Source organism: Photorhabdus namnaonensis (assembly GCF_001684335.1).
GTDB classification, from domain to species: domain Bacteria; phylum Pseudomonadota; class Gammaproteobacteria; order Enterobacterales; family Enterobacteriaceae; genus Photorhabdus; species Photorhabdus namnaonensis.
In genome coordinates this window covers 291,425-309,401 of sequence record NZ_LOIC01000072.1, presented here as the reverse complement: position 1 = coordinate 309,401, position 17,977 = coordinate 291,425, and the positions used below count along the sequence as shown (strand labels likewise).

Below are 17,977 nucleotides of genomic sequence, written 5' to 3'. Positions count from 1 at the left end.
TATCTGGCCATTATTTCTTTCCTCCTTTTGTGTGAGCCGAAAGTGTAGGGTTTTTATCTCTGGTAAATATAATTTGGTGTTTGAAATTATATTTCTCCCTCATTTTATTTAAATGTTCCTGCATAGGATTAATACTGAGGTGGGCATCTCCTATGGAGACAACAAATGTATGATTTTCTTTTTCAGCGGCATGTTTTGCAATTTTCTCTGCTAACGTTGGGTTGACATATTCATCACGCCATGTACCAGAAGTAAAACGGAGCATTTCTGGCGCAACGTTCTCCAGCTCCCCTCTACTGCCAGCTTTTGCCATAATTTCATTTAATTCATTACCTAATTTTTTGAAATTAGGTAAAAAGCTCTGAATAGCAGTCATATAGAATTCATAAAATGAAGAAATATCTTTTTCTGTTAACTTCGTTGGTTCACTTATTGATGTCATCGATAGATCAAACATCTCCTTCATGGCGTTTGATAATGCTGAATCCTCCCATCCAACAATTTCAGCTCGCCTATTTTTATTCATGAATGACCATGATTTTGCCATAAAATCTTTTGGTATATACTCTGCTTTATTTTTATTTATCTGTTCATCTGTTGCTTCAATATAAAGTTGAAGTGTGCCAGCATCAAAACTGCTATTAACATCAGGTATGTTTTTTGCGTATTGAAATGGTGGTTTATTATGACCATCACCGGCAATAATAATCTTAGGCTGTTTATTTGAGAATATTTCTTCTACTCTTTCTGGAGTCAGATCTATCTCTTTATCACCTTCATAAGTAAACCATTTGTTACGAGGATCGGCAGGTGTCACGGAATTGGAATGTTTCCCTAGTTCTAACCCTAATGAATTGCTTTCATCATGAGTTGCATTCTTTGACTGTAATGGTGGTCTTTTTTGCTTTTCTTTCTCTTTATATTCATGTTCCATATTATCACCTGTTAGGCTGATGTAAGAAATATATTTTAGAAGTGATATTTTTATCCTAAATTATGATGCGTTGGGTAAGGACTTTTCAGCCTTGCCGAATGTCCTGTCATATATTTTTAAAATTTCTATAGGCGCATCTTTATTTGCGACAAATCCTGATTCACTTTCACTCCCTGGTGATAAATATTTTGATTTTATTTTAACAACTACTCCGTATCTGTTCCTTGAGAAACGATCAAATACACTTTCATCTACTGAAAACTCTGGCAAATATGCGCCTTTTCCTACTTGTTGGCGAACGTTTTCTATTGTGGGGGGCGGGGTATTGATATTGGCAGGCTCTCCTCCAGCACTGTTATTATTATACATGTTGAAGGCTGTGTTGCTGCTTACTCCACGATATAAAATAAAAGATACCTCTGGGTCTATTGCTTCATTAATAGCTTTGGCTATTGTGTGATATTCCAACGTCTTAAATTGACCGGAAGTTATGTCATCTGGCAGTGGGCCATCCTCATCTTCATCTGAATCATAATTATCATCATCGTCAGGAAGTTGATTATAAGCTAAGAGTTGTTGTGAATTATCTTTTAGCCATTTACTCTTATCAGATTCATCAATTTTTTCTTGATCTCTATATATAGGCATAGTTGCTCCTTAATATATTAGTAAAATAGGGAAAGCCTTGTTTTTTATGAAATTGCCAATTGATATTTATGTTGTTAATGGATTAAATCTATAACATAGAAAACTCAAATAAACATATTAAAAATAATTAATTTTAGTGAATAATTATTTATTATATAAATGATTGGTCGTTATTTTTGTTATTTTAATATAAGAATTTATTTTAAATCCCGACTAGCTTATCAGCATTTTCTTTAGAAACAACAATACCGACACCATTTATATTAATAATAGCCTCTTGGCTGTTTTTCCATTTGGTAAGTGTATCTTTTATTTGTGGTAAATATGTTGTACTGGTAATGCCGGAAACTTCGACAATGACACTTTGATTCTCCAGGTTTTGATTATTTTCTGTATCAGGCTTGGTTGTTAGATTCACTTTAGCAAGAGCGAGAAGTACATCTTCTGTACCACCTAATTCTGTACACAATTTATCTATTAAAGCTTGGTTGATTTGTGAATTATCCAGACTGGATTTTTGATCCACAGAGGCGGATATTTTACTAACTGGGATAACATTGTCTTCAATATTTTGCAATTTCATCGGCACGGTAATAGAATATAATAGAGAGAGGCGAGGGCGATTACCAAGAGCCTGCCAAAAGTTGCCTAAGCTATTTAAATTTTCCTGTTGAGGGATAACCCGGGTATAAGCACCGGGAATGCCGGCTAATTGGCGATTATTAATCAATGCTCTTAAAACCCGCGTCATGACTTGTGCCGCTTGGTTATCCGGTTGACTGTCCGGGTTGGCGCTGTCATTCGATGGCTTATTCGGCTCCCAGTAAGTGATTAAATAGTTGCAGTTAATATTTACCCATCCCGGTAATAATGTACTGGTTGCCGGGTTATAACGTCTTGGTTCAGCAGAACGTAATTGCAGATCTTCATGTATCTCATAAAGAAATACACTGACTGTCGGTTCTGATTGAATGGAATTAATTTCTGGTAGATCAAAACGAATGTCAATATTTTGACCAGGAATATTTAAATATTTAATTAAAATGTCATTTAATGCTTGATTAATCTCAATAATCACATTATCAGAAGCAATGATAGTTGTCATGTTGACTCCAATTCTACTTAATTTTTAAAATGCCAATCGGCCGGTTTTATTTAATTCAAGTATTACGGCCCGTTCTATATGTTTATTTTCAACCTGTCCGATATTATCATCTGCGGCTAATATGGATGATAATAAGGCGATATTTCTGATATTCGCTCCGGTTAAATCAGACCGTTTAGCCAGATGTTCGAAATCAATTTCGTCGGATAATGTCAGTTGTTCAGGCCAAATTTTTTGCCACATTTTCTTACGTAATGCTTCATCGGGATAAGTAAAACGGGTAATAAAGGTAAAACGGCGATTAAACGCGCTGTCCAAATGGCTGCGGTTATTGGTGGCTAAAATCACTAATCCCGGATAATTCTCTAGCCGCTGTAATAAATAAGAAACTTCGATATTGGCGTGTCTGTCTTGGGCGTCTTTGGTCTCGCTGCGTTTGCCAAATAGGGCATCTGCTTCATCGAAAAATAGCACCCCGGAATCTGCTTCCGCTAGGTCGAAAATACGGGAGATGTTTTTTTCCGTTTCACCGATATATTTATTTACCACGGTAGAGAGATCAACCTTAATCAGATCAACCCCAAGATAACCGGCAATGACCTCGGCAGCCATTGTTTTGCCGGTACCTGATTCACCGTAAAATAATGCACTAATACCGGTACCGTAACTGATTTTCTCCTGAAATCCTGCGCTTAGAATTTGGTCACGATAATTAATCGCTGCGATAATTTCTTTTAATTGTTGCGCTAATGTATCTGAAACCACTAAATCATTAAAATTGCGTTTTGGGGTGATGCGTTGGGCTAATTTACCGAAATTCTGTTGCGCGCGAGAACTTAATGCCTTACGCAGATCTGTTTCTTTTATTTGATCTTCTGGTTGCCGAATTATTTGATATTGATGCGATTCTGCAAGAATGAGCGGTAATGTTTCCGCGGTAAAGGAAAAGCGTTGACAGAGCTGAGTAATATTGATGCCCTGAGCGACATTCTCCGGTAAACTTGCTATTAGCATTGATTTTCTTTCTGCTAAAGTCATTACTGGCATGTCAATCTGCACCATTGGTAGATGTTTAAGCCAGACTAATCCATCTCCCGATTCTACCAAGCAAACCACGCGTAATTTTGGCTGATTTAGTAAAATAGATAATTCATGGTGTAGTATTTTCTTCTCCGCTGTAAACAAAGAGAAATTTCGGATCAATAAACAGGCATCATGTAACCGGGTTTCGCGTATTACGTCCGTTAATAAGCTGGATATTCTGACTCTGTTTTCTTCATTCGACAGGTGGGCTAAATCAACGGTTAAGGTATTAATGCCATGAGATGCCATAATATTACTGACCGCTAATTCTCTGGCGTTGCCTTCTTTTCCTCTGAGTATGACCAGTGGACGTATTTTATCGGTTTCATTTAATAATATCTTTTCCAGTGAATGATAAAGAGTTTGTGGATACCAATTATGTGAGGTAGGAATACACCAGTTAGCACAGGTTATTACTGGTGGTAAAAGCGTTCGTTGTCCCGATAAAAAATGCCATACCGCGCTGTGAGTTGAGAATTGTGTTTGTAACCAAATAGCTTCTTCGTGATTATTAAGCCGTAAGAGTTGGTTATGAATTAACGGTGTTTGCGGTAAAAAGCTGTTTTGCAGTAATTGTCGATCACTTTGGCGTTGGCTAAATAATTCAATCGCTAATGAGAAACTGGGCCATTGTTTTTTACTATTACCATTCAGCGCAGCAAATAATGCATGATAACGGCTGTCAAAATGGGGTAATAAACCTAATAGTAAAACATCACGCTCAAATTCGGTCAGTTCAAAACGTTCAATTAATAATGATAATGCATCAATGGCAGGGTTTTCCTCGATTTCTGGATAGTGAATAGGATTATTTACTTGAGTTAGCCAATGAGGAATACCTTGCGGTGATGTTAAACATTGTTCGACTTCATCTTCGGTTAATAAAAAACTTTCTGGTAATGAATCGTACAGGTCGCTCTTTTGATAATAGTATTGCTGTAATAGCAGATCGATACGCTCCAAATGGGGATAAATCCAGCGTAATTCAGTCACTCTATAGGGGTTATTTGTCAGTAGGTAATCCATATAAACCTTCTAAATTTTTTGCCAGTCGATTAATAAATGGCGATCCAGCCAGGGAAATTTGGCGATATTTAATGGCCACGGCCAATCGGCTAATAGCACATCAAATGGCTGATGCTTTATTGTGATTTTGATTTCTTTCTCATTTATTAGTAATTCACCCGATCGTTGTAAAAACAGCTGGCGGGCGTCATTGCGGCTTAATTTTTCCCAGCCGGGAAGTTGGCTGATAATAGCGTCTAACCATTGATCTATTATTAACTGCTTTTCCAGTTCAAGAGGAGTTAATTGAATAACTTCGTCAGCCATTAATCCGCACAGAACGTTATTCAATATATTTAGTTCTGTCTGTATTTCTTCGTTTCCCCAAGTCAGATAGTTGAGGAAATTAATTGCGCTAAATGGGGCTTGACGATGAATAAATTTTTGCTCTTCAAGTAAGCCAAATTGATTAAATAATGCGGGTAGCATCGGCCATAAAACTAATATTCCAGCATTATTTACCTGATATGGAAGGGTTTGTTTAGGTAATAGAACGTATTCAGAATGTGTTTTATTGATATTCTGTAGTTGGTTAGCGTTATTTCCTGTAATATGTCGGTTATTCGATATTGGTGATATTCTCTGGTTTTCGGATATTACTTCCTGATTTGCAGTGTATTGATGTGTCTGAGTATCTTTAATATCAGCGTGAGTAACGGTTAATTTCTTATTAGATTTATTTCTATCTGCATGATCTGAAATAAAATGTTTTGGAGTATATTGATCTTCCTTAGCATTGATTTTGTCATGATTGGTAGTAATTAATTTTTTACCGAGTGTATCTTTATTCGTATGATTTGAAATAGAATACTCAGGTAAATATTGCTCTTCCTGAGTATTAATATTGTCATGATTGGTAATAATTGATTTTTTACCGAGTCTATCTTTATCCTTATAATTTGAAATAGAATTCTCAGGTAAATATTGATTTTCCTGAGTATTAATATTGTCATGATTAGTAATAATTGATTTTTTACCGAGTCTATCTTTATAATTTGAAATAGAATGCTCAGGTAAATATTGATTTTCCTGAGGATTAATATTGTTATGATTAGTAATAATTGATTTTCTACCAAGTATATCTTTATCTGTATGATTTGAAATAAAATGCTCAGGTAAATATTGATCTTCCTGAGTATTAATGTTGTCATGATTAGTGACAATTAATTTTTCACTGAGCATATCTTTATTCATATGATTTGAAATTAAACGCTCAGATAAATATTGATATTCTTTAGCCGATAGATGTTTTTTACTGAGTTTTGCAACAGTAATAGTTTGCCAGATCTGTTTTAACCAACTATTTAATGGAATATTGTGCGTGATAATCTGGCGAAATAACGTAATAATAGATGCTGCATTAAGTATACCGTTATCTAATTCAGTGGTGATATGTAATAGCACTTTGGCATCCAGTTTAGGTATCTCCTGTGTATTATTTATCTGTATATATTGCAACGCATTGAGTATCAGTTGTCCGGGGGAGACAGGTTCCCCCCAATATTGTGATCTGTTTATCCTTGCGGATAATCTGTGGTTAATAGCGCTTAATAACATGGGTTGCTTGAGCGCTAATAACCGTTGTAGACTTGGTTCAGATAAACAGCTTTTTGCTAAAAACAAAACCCATTTATCTTCTATTCCAGCTAATTGATTAACTAATTGTTGGATATTGATGTCAATATTTTGATGATAAGTTTTAATCTCTATTGACTTGAATGGGAAATTCTTTTGATTTAAATAATGAATGAAATCTTCAATATTAATTGAATTATTATCATATAATAAAGAAGATTTTTTGGTTATTTTTTGCGATTTTGATTGTGTTAGGGATGTTTTTTTCTCCTGATGATTAATTTGATATTGGCTTAATGCTTTATTCAGAGCAGTATTAAGCCGTGCCGGGAATAGTGAATTAAAACTATGAAAGTTTATTTCTCCAAGATCCAAGGTTAATGTTTCTAAATGGATATCCCGATTAATGGGATATTGAGTAAAGAATGTACTAAATAAGTTACTTATATTGGCTTGATTAAGCAGGGAGCCATGCAATACTTTTTTAGCTACCTGTGAATTATTAGCATCAATAGTAATGATTATCCGGTTTAACAGATTTGGCTCCCAAGGCATATTAATGTTTCCTTTTTGATTAATAAATATGAGTAAATCTATTTGTAAAATATATTGTTATAACTGACATATTTATTTTTTCATGATATACTTCATGAAAAATGTATTTATGTTTAAATGTGTTCCGTATCCTAATTGCCAATGCTCCGTTGTTATTGAACTAAAGCCTGAAATTATATTAACATAACCATCTGAATCATATTTTTCGTGATAATTATTTAAATTAGGTGTTCCATTATTCCCATCACACCATACCCAACCATTAGGTAAACTACCATTACTATAAAATGGCACAATTGTTCCTGATGGAATAATTAGATCTGCGAGTGCTGATGCAATTGATTGTATATCAATGCTTACGCCATCACTGTCTACTTTAATACCACTACCAGCCTTAGCTTTTACAGAGACGCCACTACTATCAACATTAATTCCATTGCTGGCCTTAACATCCAATCCTCCTCCAACTTTTACCCCCCAACCAAGATTCACAGAGATTCCTGTGGGATCAACGCTAATTGTATTATCTTTGGATTTTACAGAGACACCATTCCAATCAGCAGTAATACCATTGCCGGCCTTGACATCTAATCCATCACCTATTTTTATTCCCCAACCAAGTCTTACGGATATCCCTGTAGGGTCAACGTTAATTGTGTTATCTTTGGCTTTTACAGCGACACCATTACTATCAACATTAATGCCGTTGCCTGCTTTAACTTTTACACCGTCTGAACCTAGGCTTAATCCACTTACACCACTCCAACTATTACCGGAATTACCCCCTGCTAATTTTAAATAAAGGCCAGAGCCGTCAGTGACTGTAATACCACCGTTATCCCAACATTTAACAGCTACCCCCTCGTTATCAACGGCAATAGCACTGTTGGCCTTAGCTTTTACAGAGACGCCACTACCATCAACATTAATACCATTACCCGCCTTAACTTTTACACCGTCTGAACCCAGTCCCAATCCACTTACACCACTCCAGCCATTACCGGAATTACCTCCCACTAATTTTAAATAAAGACCAGAACCGTCAGTGACTGTAATACCACCGCTCGGCCAACATTTAACGGCTATGCCGCTTGAATCAACAGAAATACCGCCGGTAGGGTTAGTTTTTACTTTCAGTCCAGAGCTATTATCCAGTTCCAGCGCTGAATTTGGATTATTAGTTTGATCTGGTGCTTTGCCCACTGCTCGGCGCCCGATATCAGCAATATCAATCAGGTCTGAATAATCAGTTTGTAGGGGAATACTGCCCGCTTTAAAACGATTTTTTAATTCATCTGATGAAGGCCCTATTGATTCAGGATTGGCATTTTCTGTATTGGATTGCCCAGTAGATAGATTATATTCTTTTTCCATTTTAGTGACCTTATATATAATATTGAATTATTCTGTTTTAAATATCCTGTAAATATTGCCTGATCATAAGAGAATAATCGGAGGATATTTTATTTAGTAATGAAATTGATGGTTATTTTTATAGTGCGATATTAATTTCTGCAACTATTTTTATTTAGATTGAATATTAGCTTGAATTTTAGGTACATATAATAACTGATTATCTTCTATTACCTTTTCGTTCCATTCGGTTCCAGAGTCGCCAATAACCTCTTTGCGCTGCTGTTCGGTGGCGATTCGCATATTACCCGTACCGGTTGCCTCTGAAGGTAAACGCCCTAACGTTAATGTTTCTAAAATATTATAGGCTTCATCACCCAGAGGCGCGCCATTGTTTTGCCAACGCTTGTAAGTACTGGCAAAATTTTTGAAATGTTCTGGTGATAGCCAGTGGAAAATCATGGAAAGATGTGCCGGGAATTCAGCTAAGATCTCCGTTTTTACCCACGCCTCCAGTTTATAAGGATCGACTTTATCATTCTCAATAAGTTGACGATTAATTACCACACTGACCATAAATGAAAAGCGGTCAGCCAGGGCATATTTGTCATTGGAAAAGTACCAATGATAGCGCCATGCGTCTTCTGGTTTTGGAAAATTATATTGTTGGCCCGGTATTTTTTTAATTAATATCCGGCCTTTAATGCGATCAAATTCTACAACTTGTGCTTTAAGCTCATAATCGGTTGGAGAATCACTATTAGCTAATATTGTTGTTGGCGGTCCATCGGGGGTAATAACATATTTCAGCGTAATTTCATCATTGACTTCGATCATGGCAGGGAAGGGACTTTGGGTGCTGGAGGTGATCCAACGTTCATCTTCTGTTCCCGTTTGATATGTGTCACTGGCATAAACCAGTTGGTAATCCATATCCTCCATCCATACCGGGCTATTACACCAGCGTAAATTACCTTGCTTAAACGCTTGTTCCACGCGGTTTAAATTGCGCTCTAGATCGGTGCTATTACGGGTGTTAAGAGAGAAGGCGTCTCCTGTAATATCGGTGATCATTTGGCCTCGTAATATGAATTTCCTGTCGCCCTCAATAATAATCAGATTAATGACCTGCCCGTGCAATAATTGGTCCGCTGTTCCTTTCTGGGTAATGATTAATTGATGATTTTTAGCATTGGGTTCACTTTTTATTTCCAGATTATCGGGCTTTTGCTCGCTATCGAACTTTTTGTCAGGTTTTACCGGTAATAGCTGAAGATGTTCAATCAGATAGAAAGGCAAATTAGCCAAGTTGGGGTTGTCTTTAAAACATTCTCCACCTAAGCCAATGCGGGCGGCGATCCGTTTTTGCAGCGCGGATACTTTATCAACACGAATATTATTACGCTGATAGGTCAATTCAGGTTGTTGCGCCAAATAGCCGCGCTGAGTAGAGAGAAAATCCAATGAATCCAGAGTGAGTGGTCTGGCTGCGCGATGGGTGCCAAAATATTCCAATAAGTAATTTAGGATTGATAATTCTTTTGCATAATTTTGCGGGTGAATTCCGTCATCATTATTGATTTGGGAATCATCATTTAGTTGTTTGATTAAATCAGGCATGATTTGCTGATGAACTTTATAACCAACAGTATTGTCTTTAAAAGGCCATTGAGCACCGTATACTGCATTTCCCCGTTGTTTAAAGGCTAACAATTTCGGCAAAATAGCAAGTTCAGCGCAGCCGTTAGCCAGCATCTGTTCAAAAGGCAGCATAAATTGGTGCAAGTGTATTTGCTGTTGAGTTTCCGCATAGGTCTGTAATCCATAGCAGGCGGGTAATTTATTGCTGATCGGATAGTAGTCCAGAACTTTACGATGTTTGCCCCAGTTTAATAGTTCGGGTTGTGTCTGAATTAATGGTGCAATAATAATTTTTTTCTCTATATCTTGTTTAGATACGGCGACTTTTACCCCGCCTTTGGCGGTAATAATGAGCGGGCTTGCTGGTGAAGTAATTAAGCTTAAGGGATCACTGCCCCATAGCCTGGGATAATATCTTTGAGCGATTGTCCAGGACCAATTATCGTCCGCCAACGGAGAAATGTGTTCATCGTGTTTGCCTAATGCTAATTGGGTAATACTTTGTACTCCGGGGATAGCCAATAAGCGATTAGCCAAATGGCTGAGTTTTAATTCTGTCGGCTTGGTGTAATCTTTGTCCGCGGGTAATTCAGGTATCCAGCCGTGATGTAAATAAGGTCCCGCGAATATTTCTTCATTACTGTAACCTAATTCTTTCATGGCTTGAGTGGTATAACGTAATGGTTTTTCCAGTACAGTCTGTTCCGTTGTCATATAGATTTTGGCGAAGATGTCAGCAATATCTTTTACATCATCATCCAGCTCAATAGCAAGCTGCAACAGGAAATCCGTCGGTTGTAGCCAGATAATTTTACTGACAGATTCTCCCAGGTTGCGGTTGTTTTTTAAGAAAGCCGTCAGACTTTGTTTAGCCAGTGTATTGTCAGCTTGAGTTTCCCGACTAGGCAGTAAATAAAGCCAATAGTTTCCTCTCAGTGTTAATTGTTGTCTGCCTGTAGCTTCAATAAAACTGTATTCACGTTTTTCTTTGTCATACCAGTATTTATAGCGTTGATTTTCAGGTTCACGAACTAGCTGTACATCGTTAAAGAAAAAATAATCCGCGCTGTTGCCGTTAATATTATCTCTTCTATTCAAATCCAATAAGGCCCGGCGATAATCCTCCACGGTAATGGGGCCACAAGTCAGCATTTGTTGCGGGCCAAATTCTTGTGGAAAAATACCGTCACCGGGTGTCTGTTCTTGTTGTTCAGGGGTTAGGAGATCGGTGAGTGGCAGCGAAAGACGATAGGCCAGATCGGACGCACCATAACAACAGGCTTCCAGTAAAGTCATGCCGGGATCACTTTCACCCGTGTCGCTCCAAAGTTGGCCGGATTGTTGTTCAATCACTGTTTTAGCCTGAGTCAGTAAGGTATCAAAGGCGATATCGTCTTTAACGGTGGGAAACAGGGCATCTTGATTACTCATGGTCTGCTCCTTTATTTGGTGAATTATTTTCTGACCAAACTAAAATCAGCACTTCATTATCATCAGCTTCTACACTGTCACCCATCGCTTCTGTGGTTTGGATGTATTTTTTCAACGTTAAGCTGGTGACCCGTTCAATTAAAGGTGATTGCTGAATGGTGGCTAATAACTGGTAATAATCAATACGATTACCGGTTGTTACGCTGATAGTAGGATCTTCTGCCCACGGCATATATTTTCGGCTTAGTTCCTGTTGTAACTGATGACGGCCATAGTCGGGATTAACCCCCGCAGTAAACACCAGTTGATAGCTGATTAGCACGTCAACGTAGGCAGGGTTGTCAATCTTAAGGGTGGTCCAGGGACTGCTGAGTTGGCTTATCCAGTAGACCATTTCCGCCAGTCTGGCCGGATTCAGGATCGGGCGCAGCGCATCGTCGTTATCTTTGTAACGGCTATCAGGGATCACAATCAGTTGTTGCGTTTCTGGGGCCGGGATTCTGGTTAATTCATTGGAGGAAGGGTATTTGACATCAAAGATGCTGATGAAATTTTCTTTCAGTAAAGTGACAATGTTGCTCCAACTTAAAGCACGATTACGATGTGATAATCGGGGTGGAACTTGCGCGAGAAAAGTTTGTTCTGTTTCTTTTGGACGACCATCCCAAGAGGCCCAAGGTTGAGTCACTCTGCTAATGGCGTCGGACGCACTGACGGTTTGCTTGATGCTATTGGCGGACAATCCATTGATAAAATGAGTATTTTCAATGGTTTCTGGGTTGGTTAATTTAGCGGTGGCGGCGTTGTACAGTATGCCTTGCATTTTTGGGTAATTTTGCGGGGCGGTTTGCTGAGTGATCTCCGCTTTTAGCCAGTATCGTCCTGACGGCATTAAGGTTGCCTGATTTGACGCGTCTTGTGGCAATAATGTACTCCATATCCCCCGGTCAAACAGGTTGTGAGTTTGATCGTGAACCAGTTGATTTAATGGCTGCCAGGTGTTTTGTTGATTCAGATAAGACCAGGATAGCGCAAGTTCTTGAACACCGACCAATTGCCAGTATAGGGATAAGGTTTGTCCCGGTGACACGTTAGTGAAGCCTAAATAGAGTGCGTCATGAGCGAATGAAAGCGTTTCAGCGTTCGCGTTTCCCCAACCAAAAGGAGTGAGGGGATAAACCGTGTATTGTTCTGCTTTGTCTTGCTCTGTTTTCGTTGAGGCGTTAAATGTAACTTGTAACGCACTGATTTGCGGGGTGTAGGGTAAATTTTTACCTGTCGGATCTTGCCAGTATTGATTGTGCATAAAATCCTGCCCCGTCAATTCTATGCGCACTGACGCAGGCCAGTCATTGGGCGATGGGCTGTCTGCAACAGGATAATCCATTGCCGGTAAGGTAAATGTCAGGCTTTGTCCTTGTGGTGCATCGGTTCCGCCAAATAATGACTGGAGGCCATCAATGGCCTTTCTTTCCTGAGATGTGACTAAGTAAGCCTGTACTTTAAACGCACTATTATCGGCAGGTTTAGGATTATATTGTCCGTACCACGTTGAAAAGTTCTCTGTAGGTAAGCCAACCCATTGAGGAATCAGGGTCAGGGTCCGTGTCGCGTTTGCAGAACCATACCATTCAGGGGCAACCAGATTAAAACCAGAACCTAATAATGGCAGTTGACCAAAGGGGAAGCTGGTTTTATCGGTTTGTTCAATGCCGCTATCAGAGGCATAGCGCACACTGTGGTTGCCGTTGATATTGATTTCAATACCGGTAATTTTGGGCAATATGGGTTTCTGAGTAGTGCCTAATTTTAATACCGGTACGTCGAATGTCATGCCATCAAGGTTATCTGGCGGGCTGATAGGATCATCAGTGGGTGATAATCCGAGTTCAATTTTATTTTTGTCGATAAGATTTGCCGATAACGATAACCAGTGATCTTTTGCACTGATTTTAGCGGTGAGATGTTCCGCTGTACCCTGCCAATCGTTTTCCAGCGTTAATGTGATATGACGTTCCCCTGTGGACATGGCAAACAGAGAGGAGGTAATCAGATAACCGGATAAAACTGGCGCGTCATTGGCGGTTGGGCTAAAGAGTTGGATACCGTTTTCCGGTAATTTAATGTTATCTGAGAGGCTAAGGGGTATCGCTGATTGCCAACCATCGTTATCTTTTCGATACCAACGCAAGTCGGTTAATGCTCCCTGATTCGCCAATAAATTTGCATTTGACGCGTAGTGTAATGGATTACCGGCGCTATCTTGCCCGGCATCGAACAGTGTGCCTGGCGCTACCAGAAATTCCGCGTTATCCGTATTCAGGGTAATGCCGATGGCGACACTATCCGCCTGAGCGTTTTTGGGGTTCAGTCCCAATAATTCCCGGTAATAAAGATTACGGTGTCGTGCCGGGAAGGTATTAAATAATACTTTGGGTGTTTCTAAGAGCTTTAAAAAAGCCAGTATAAAAGCTTGATGGGCCGGTAAAAGACCATCCGCTTTATTAATGTTCTGGTAAAAATCCGCTAATTGTTGAGGATTATTTTCTTGCGTAAAGTAGAAACTGTCCCAGAACTGTTTTTTCTCTTGTTCGAAAGGAATAATTGCGGCGTATTCTTTGAGCCAGTTTAAAATATCCAGCGCACTTCTTTCATCAAGTTTGAATGCAGTATCCGGCACGATAGCAGAGAGCTTATTATCTAACTCGGCTTGTCCCATATTTATACCACCTGTGATTTGAATATATTCCTGAGATGTTTGCAGGAGATGGTTGTTGTTTAAAAATAAGATTGAAGGTGTTATTTATCCGGCGGTAACGATATATTGACTGGCAATAAAACGGCCTTTTCCCATACTCGGTGTTGTCACATCCGGGCCACTCAATGGATTATTCGCCGGTTGTGTCGGGGTAAAACGGGCGGTAAATTGCTGCCCGACGATAATTACCGTGGCGGGGCTGCGGCAAAAATTTGCCTGCTGGCTGGCATCTAACTGGGCAATGGTGACCATTCCCATGCCGGGTATTGGATAACCGGGAGCAATATACTGCGCTTGAAGCTGTACCTTTTTTTCATCGCCCACAATGGCAATTTTTTTATTCTGGATCTGTGCATGCCCGCTGGCCCGAATAGTTGCCGGTCCCAGGATTGTCACTTGTCGGTTGCCGAATAACGGTTCAAATAGCAGGTTGTCGCCATCAACTATCAGTTGTTTGCTCATAGGTTCACCTGTATTCGGCCTTCACTCACTTCAAGGACGCCTTCAAGTTGTTGATTGATATCACTGCCTCGCAAGGCGTAAGTCACCTGAACATGCAGAGTATTGGGCAAGTCTGTTCTCTGAATTATTTGAATCTCGGTAATATTTGCACGCGGTTCATAGCGCAATACCCGTTCTTCAATTCGAGTTTGGATTTCTGCTATCAGTTCATCATTGATGTTGGCAAACAGATGATCATTCAGGCCGCAACCGTAATCTTCTCGCATAATCCGTTCGCCGGGTTCAGTCAGAAAAAGAATTTTCATACTTTGACGAACATTTTCCGCGCCTGCTGCCATTGTGACGCCGGTGGGTATTCCTGATGGTATATTCTCTTGGATAGAAAATTGCGGCGGAAATGCCCAACCTCGGCCATAAATATCGGCTAATATGTTGTCTGTCATCTCACGGTCCTATTATTGTGTTAAGTTAATTTTCGCACCTTTAATATCGACGCTGGATTTTCCAGCAGCTGACAGGGATTTCTCGGCCTGTATATTAATTTCTTGGCCTTTGGTGATAATATTTTTCGCTGAATCTAGCGTGATATCTTTATCCTGTCGCAGAGATAACGAATTTTTTCCGCTATTAAGAGCGGCAATTTTATCTTGATGATTGAATATTAGTTCTTGTTGATTATCCCCTTGTTTAATGACCAGAGTTTTTATTGGATTTTTCTCACTGGGTTCTATCGGTGTTTTATTTTTCGGGTTGTGCATCGCGCCTAATATCACCGGGAAGCGAGGATCGCATTCAAAGAAACCGATAATCACTTCATCCCCCGGTTCAGGATAGAAACAGAACCCGCTTTCATGACTGGCATAAGGTTTACCTAGCCGGGCAAAAAGTACGCTGTTGGTTAGGTTTAACGCCGGGATTTTGACCGGAATACGATCCAGCGATAGCTTATCTTGTTGATATTTTTCAACAATACCTACATGTAGTTCTCTGACCGGTGGAACAGCGGGTTCTGTCTCCGGCGACAGTCCCAAGGTTAACCGGGTGCGCCAGCCTTGCCGTTGATTGATGGTTTGACTGACGCCGGTGATAACGCCTTCACCGTCCATCCCTTGACCAAAGCCGTTTAGTTCCAGCAGCTCCCCTAGTTGATAGCGGCTATCCCCTGTCACCTCAAAATTGCCGGAGACGTTATCACTTCGCAGGTTATTCAAGAGGCTCTGAGCAAGGTATTTGGCTTGTTCATTATCTTGGGGATAACTGAAAGTCCATTGCCATGCCTGATCGGACAAAGTCGCTAAACTGTCTGACGCGAGTTGACCACTACCAAGCCCGCTGTTTTTTGCCTGAGTTTCCTGAGACAGTTTTTGTTGGGCGATATCCCAGGATTGTACGCTCACCGTTTTGGGGTTGTACCGATTATCAAATTGCATATCTGCTTCAAACAGTACAATATCCTGATGGTCGGCCCGTTGTTTAATCGTATGCACGGTTGATTGGTTAAGTGATTCCGGTGTCGCCAGCGTGACAGTTTCGTTACCGGGCAACAGCCAGATATTGGTGGCGGCCAGTCGGCTTTTTAAGAATTTCCAGTCATTACAGCGAAACTGCACCATTTGCTCATGTTCAGTTTTAAGCTGAGGAGCCTGTTTGATCGTGACGGGTATGCCTGCCTGATTGAATAGCTTTCTGATAATGGCTTCATCACTCTGTTGGCTGAATAGCTGTGAATGGAAACCGTCAGTGAGTTTTTGCAGAGGATGTTTTGCTGTTAGGGTAAGCAAACTGTCCTGACCTTTGAACTTAAGCGCTTGCCGAACAATGATCCCCTTGAACAACACAGTTTTTTGCAGTTGCACGATCAGTTCTTGATTGGGCCGACAGTTGGTGAGTTCAGCCTGAGCTTGGGCGGCAAAAATCGCGTTGGCGTCACCGGCTACGCCAAGAGTGATATTGGCTGTGGGGATGCCGTTGATTTGATGGTTTACGGTCAGACTAATGACAGAAAACTGGCTGAGGGTTTTTCCCGCTATTTTAATGTCTATCGCTGGGATTTTCATGCGTCCCCCTGTGCTTGTAGCGTTTGCCCGGGAGTGAAATCATCAAGATTGTCCAGATCGTTTTGCCAGGCGAGAGAAAGATAATCAATACCGCCCGCCAGAGTCGCACCGGCGCCTAAAGCGATTAATGGCAGGGAGAGCATATCGGTGACGCTGACTGCGGTGATTGGCGGCGATTTTAATTGTTGCTCGGTGGCCTGTATCACAAAACTTTCATCCGCGATCAGCGATAAAGTGGCACTGGCTCGAAGCGGGGTGGCGTCCCGGTCAAACAGGGTGTAATGGATGGTGAGACCACTGGCCCGGCAGGCGAAATAGCCTTTGTTTTCCCAACGCATTTTGCCCCATTTGATTTTAAGGAAGTGGGGCGCGTTGGTGCTGGCATCCACCGCACACAAGGCTTTCAGGGTTGCCAATTGTGTTTCTACCGGGATGCTGTTGCCCGGCATAGTGGCGTCAAATAATAGCACTAATGTCAGACCGGCGGGTTGCGATAACATATAGCGGCTGCTTTGGCTGGCATTGTTAACACTCTCATCCTGTTGATAGTGAGTTTGATAATCCAGTTGGATTCCATCGGGGTTATACATTGCCTGTAAACTGCCTACGGAAATTTTCCCTTCCCGGTCTTTAAAGGCGGTAAGGGTGAGTTTGGATAGGCTGCGTTCAATTAGGCTCATAATCGCCTCCTGCTTCACGCAACGCTTCTAGCACTTCCCGTTTCACTATCTCGATCAGACGGGCATTATCCAACGTCTCTTGGGCTAAGGTTGGTGATGAAGGAGAATGACTCGTGGAATCAGTCACTTTGGCCTGAATAATCAGCTCTTTAATTTCGACGGTCATACTTTTACTCCTAACCAGCGCATATCTTGATAACGTAATTCCAGCGAGTTGACCAAAACAGCATTGCTATTGGCATCGAAATCGCCGGTGGACCAGCGAACCGGCAGCGCGTTGCTTAATGTCCAGCTTGCCACGGGTAACGAATTTTCATTCAGTAACATAATCACGACATCGGCATAGACCGCTTTCTCGCCACGCAGGACACGATCAAACACCAGCGTGAGCGGTGTCACCGTCATCACGCCGCGTTCTAGCAGTAGGCTGCCATGTTGGATCTTCTCGGCCAGCCAAATATTTCTGGCGTTTTCCCCGCCTTGGCTGTGTTGAGTGGTTTGCAATTCACGGCTGAGGCCCGATATGCGTTGAAAAGCGATATCGAGGGGGCTGGGAATGTTGTTAAAAAGAAAACTGGCGATAAAACGGTGTGACACAGCCGGAGTGTAGAGGTTGTTCATATGTTGCCT

14 protein-coding genes are annotated in these 17,977 nt (G+C 40.6%); all 14 read right to left on the bottom strand.

Annotated elements, in window-relative coordinates; all coding sequences use genetic code 11:
* Positions 1-10 precede the first annotated feature (10 nt).
* Positions 11-934 (bottom strand): hypothetical protein, encoded by a 924-nt coding sequence (locus Phpb_RS13785; protein ID WP_065390825.1) that lies wholly within the window; start codon positions 932-934, stop codon positions 11-13.
* A gap of 60 nt (positions 935-994) precedes the next feature.
* A complete protein-coding gene (locus Phpb_RS13780; RefSeq protein ID WP_065390824.1) occupies positions 995-1,582 on the bottom strand; it encodes a DUF4765 family protein in 588 nt (195 codons plus the stop codon).
* A gap of 202 nt (positions 1,583-1,784) precedes the next feature.
* Positions 1,785-2,687, bottom strand: coding sequence for a Pvc16 family protein (locus Phpb_RS13775; protein ID WP_065390823.1), 903 nt, complete (start codon positions 2,685-2,687; stop codon positions 1,785-1,787).
* A 24-nt stretch (positions 2,688-2,711) separates the two neighbouring features.
* Positions 2,712-4,796: an ATP-binding protein gene (locus tag Phpb_RS13770; RefSeq protein WP_065390822.1), complete on the bottom strand. Its 2,085-nt coding sequence runs from the start codon at positions 4,794-4,796 to the stop codon at positions 2,712-2,714.
* 9 nt (positions 4,797-4,805) lie between these two features.
* Complete coding sequence (locus Phpb_RS26335; RefSeq protein WP_205634780.1) at positions 4,806-6,965, bottom strand: contractile injection system tape measure protein; 2,160 nt, start codon at positions 6,963-6,965, stop codon at positions 4,806-4,808.
* 72 nt (positions 6,966-7,037) lie between these two features.
* A complete protein-coding gene (locus tag Phpb_RS13755; protein WP_065390821.1) occupies positions 7,038-8,339 on the bottom strand; it encodes a hypothetical protein in 1,302 nt (433 codons plus the stop codon).
* A 150-nt stretch (positions 8,340-8,489) separates the two neighbouring features.
* Positions 8,490-11,390, bottom strand: coding sequence for a hypothetical protein (locus tag Phpb_RS13750; protein WP_065390820.1), 2,901 nt, complete (start codon positions 11,388-11,390; stop codon positions 8,490-8,492).
* The gene (locus Phpb_RS13745) at positions 11,383-14,109 is read right to left on the bottom strand and encodes a hypothetical protein (RefSeq protein ID WP_065390819.1); all 2,727 of its coding nucleotides are present in this window, start codon (positions 14,107-14,109) and stop codon (positions 11,383-11,385) included. The genes Phpb_RS13750 and Phpb_RS13745 overlap by 8 nt, the downstream gene beginning before the upstream one ends.
* An 84-nt stretch (positions 14,110-14,193) precedes the next feature.
* Entirely contained in the window at positions 14,194-14,610 is a 417-nt protein-coding gene (locus tag Phpb_RS13740; RefSeq protein WP_065390818.1) for a hypothetical protein, read from the bottom strand.
* Positions 14,607-15,053 carry a GPW/gp25 family protein gene (locus Phpb_RS13735; RefSeq protein ID WP_065390817.1) on the bottom strand — a complete coding sequence of 149 codons (447 nt, stop codon included), beginning with the start codon at positions 15,051-15,053 and terminating at the stop codon, positions 14,607-14,609. Before Phpb_RS13735 ends, Phpb_RS13740 begins: the two co-directional genes overlap by 4 nt.
* Positions 15,054-15,065: 12 nt before the next feature.
* Positions 15,066-16,667 carry a phage baseplate assembly protein V gene (locus Phpb_RS13730; RefSeq protein ID WP_065390816.1) on the bottom strand — a complete coding sequence of 534 codons (1,602 nt, stop codon included), beginning with the start codon at positions 16,665-16,667 and terminating at the stop codon, positions 15,066-15,068.
* Positions 16,664-17,347 (bottom strand): CIS tube protein, encoded by a 684-nt coding sequence (locus tag Phpb_RS13725; RefSeq protein WP_065390815.1) that lies wholly within the window; start codon positions 17,345-17,347, stop codon positions 16,664-16,666. Before Phpb_RS13725 ends, Phpb_RS13730 begins: the two co-directional genes overlap by 4 nt.
* The gene (locus Phpb_RS13720) at positions 17,334-17,513 is read right to left on the bottom strand and encodes a DUF5908 family protein (protein ID WP_065390814.1); all 180 of its coding nucleotides are present in this window, start codon (positions 17,511-17,513) and stop codon (positions 17,334-17,336) included. Before Phpb_RS13720 ends, Phpb_RS13725 begins: the two co-directional genes overlap by 14 nt.
* Positions 17,510-17,968 (bottom strand): phage tail protein, encoded by a 459-nt coding sequence (locus tag Phpb_RS13715; RefSeq protein ID WP_065390813.1) that lies wholly within the window; start codon positions 17,966-17,968, stop codon positions 17,510-17,512. The genes Phpb_RS13720 and Phpb_RS13715 overlap by 4 nt, the downstream gene beginning before the upstream one ends.
* Between the last annotated feature and the right edge of the window lie 9 nt (positions 17,969-17,977).

What these genes read in the sequence shown, in the direction of transcription:
- Phpb_RS13785 (WP_065390825.1), bottom strand. Translation starts at nt 934, where the DNA reads ATGGAACATGAATATAAAGAGAAAGAAAAGCAAAAAAGACCACCATTA.
- Phpb_RS13780 (WP_065390824.1), bottom strand. Translation starts at nt 1,582, where the DNA reads ATGCCTATATATAGAGATCAAGAAAAAATTGATGAATCTGATAAGAGT.
- Phpb_RS13775 (WP_065390823.1), bottom strand. Translation starts at nt 2,687, where the DNA reads ATGACAACTATCATTGCTTCTGATAATGTGATTATTGAGATTAATCAA.
- Phpb_RS13770 (WP_065390822.1), bottom strand. Translation starts at nt 4,796, where the DNA reads ATGGATTACCTACTGACAAATAACCCCTATAGAGTGACTGAATTACGC.
- Phpb_RS26335 (WP_205634780.1), bottom strand. Translation starts at nt 6,965, where the DNA reads ATGCCTTGGGAGCCAAATCTGTTAAACCGGATAATCATTACTATTGAT.
- Phpb_RS13755 (WP_065390821.1), bottom strand. Translation starts at nt 8,339, where the DNA reads ATGGAAAAAGAATATAATCTATCTACTGGGCAATCCAATACAGAAAAT.
- Phpb_RS13750 (WP_065390820.1), bottom strand. Translation starts at nt 11,390, where the DNA reads ATGAGTAATCAAGATGCCCTGTTTCCCACCGTTAAAGACGATATCGCC.
- Phpb_RS13745 (WP_065390819.1), bottom strand. Translation starts at nt 14,109, where the DNA reads ATGGGACAAGCCGAGTTAGATAATAAGCTCTCTGCTATCGTGCCGGAT.
- Phpb_RS13740 (WP_065390818.1), bottom strand. Translation starts at nt 14,610, where the DNA reads ATGAGCAAACAACTGATAGTTGATGGCGACAACCTGCTATTTGAACCG.
- Phpb_RS13735 (WP_065390817.1), bottom strand. Translation starts at nt 15,053, where the DNA reads ATGACAGACAACATATTAGCCGATATTTATGGCCGAGGTTGGGCATTT.
- Phpb_RS13730 (WP_065390816.1), bottom strand. Translation starts at nt 16,667, where the DNA reads ATGAAAATCCCAGCGATAGACATTAAAATAGCGGGAAAAACCCTCAGC.
- Phpb_RS13725 (WP_065390815.1), bottom strand. Translation starts at nt 17,347, where the DNA reads ATGAGCCTAATTGAACGCAGCCTATCCAAACTCACCCTTACCGCCTTT.
- Phpb_RS13720 (WP_065390814.1), bottom strand. Translation starts at nt 17,513, where the DNA reads ATGACCGTCGAAATTAAAGAGCTGATTATTCAGGCCAAAGTGACTGAT.
- Phpb_RS13715 (WP_065390813.1), bottom strand. Translation starts at nt 17,968, where the DNA reads ATGAACAACCTCTACACTCCGGCTGTGTCACACCGTTTTATCGCCAGT.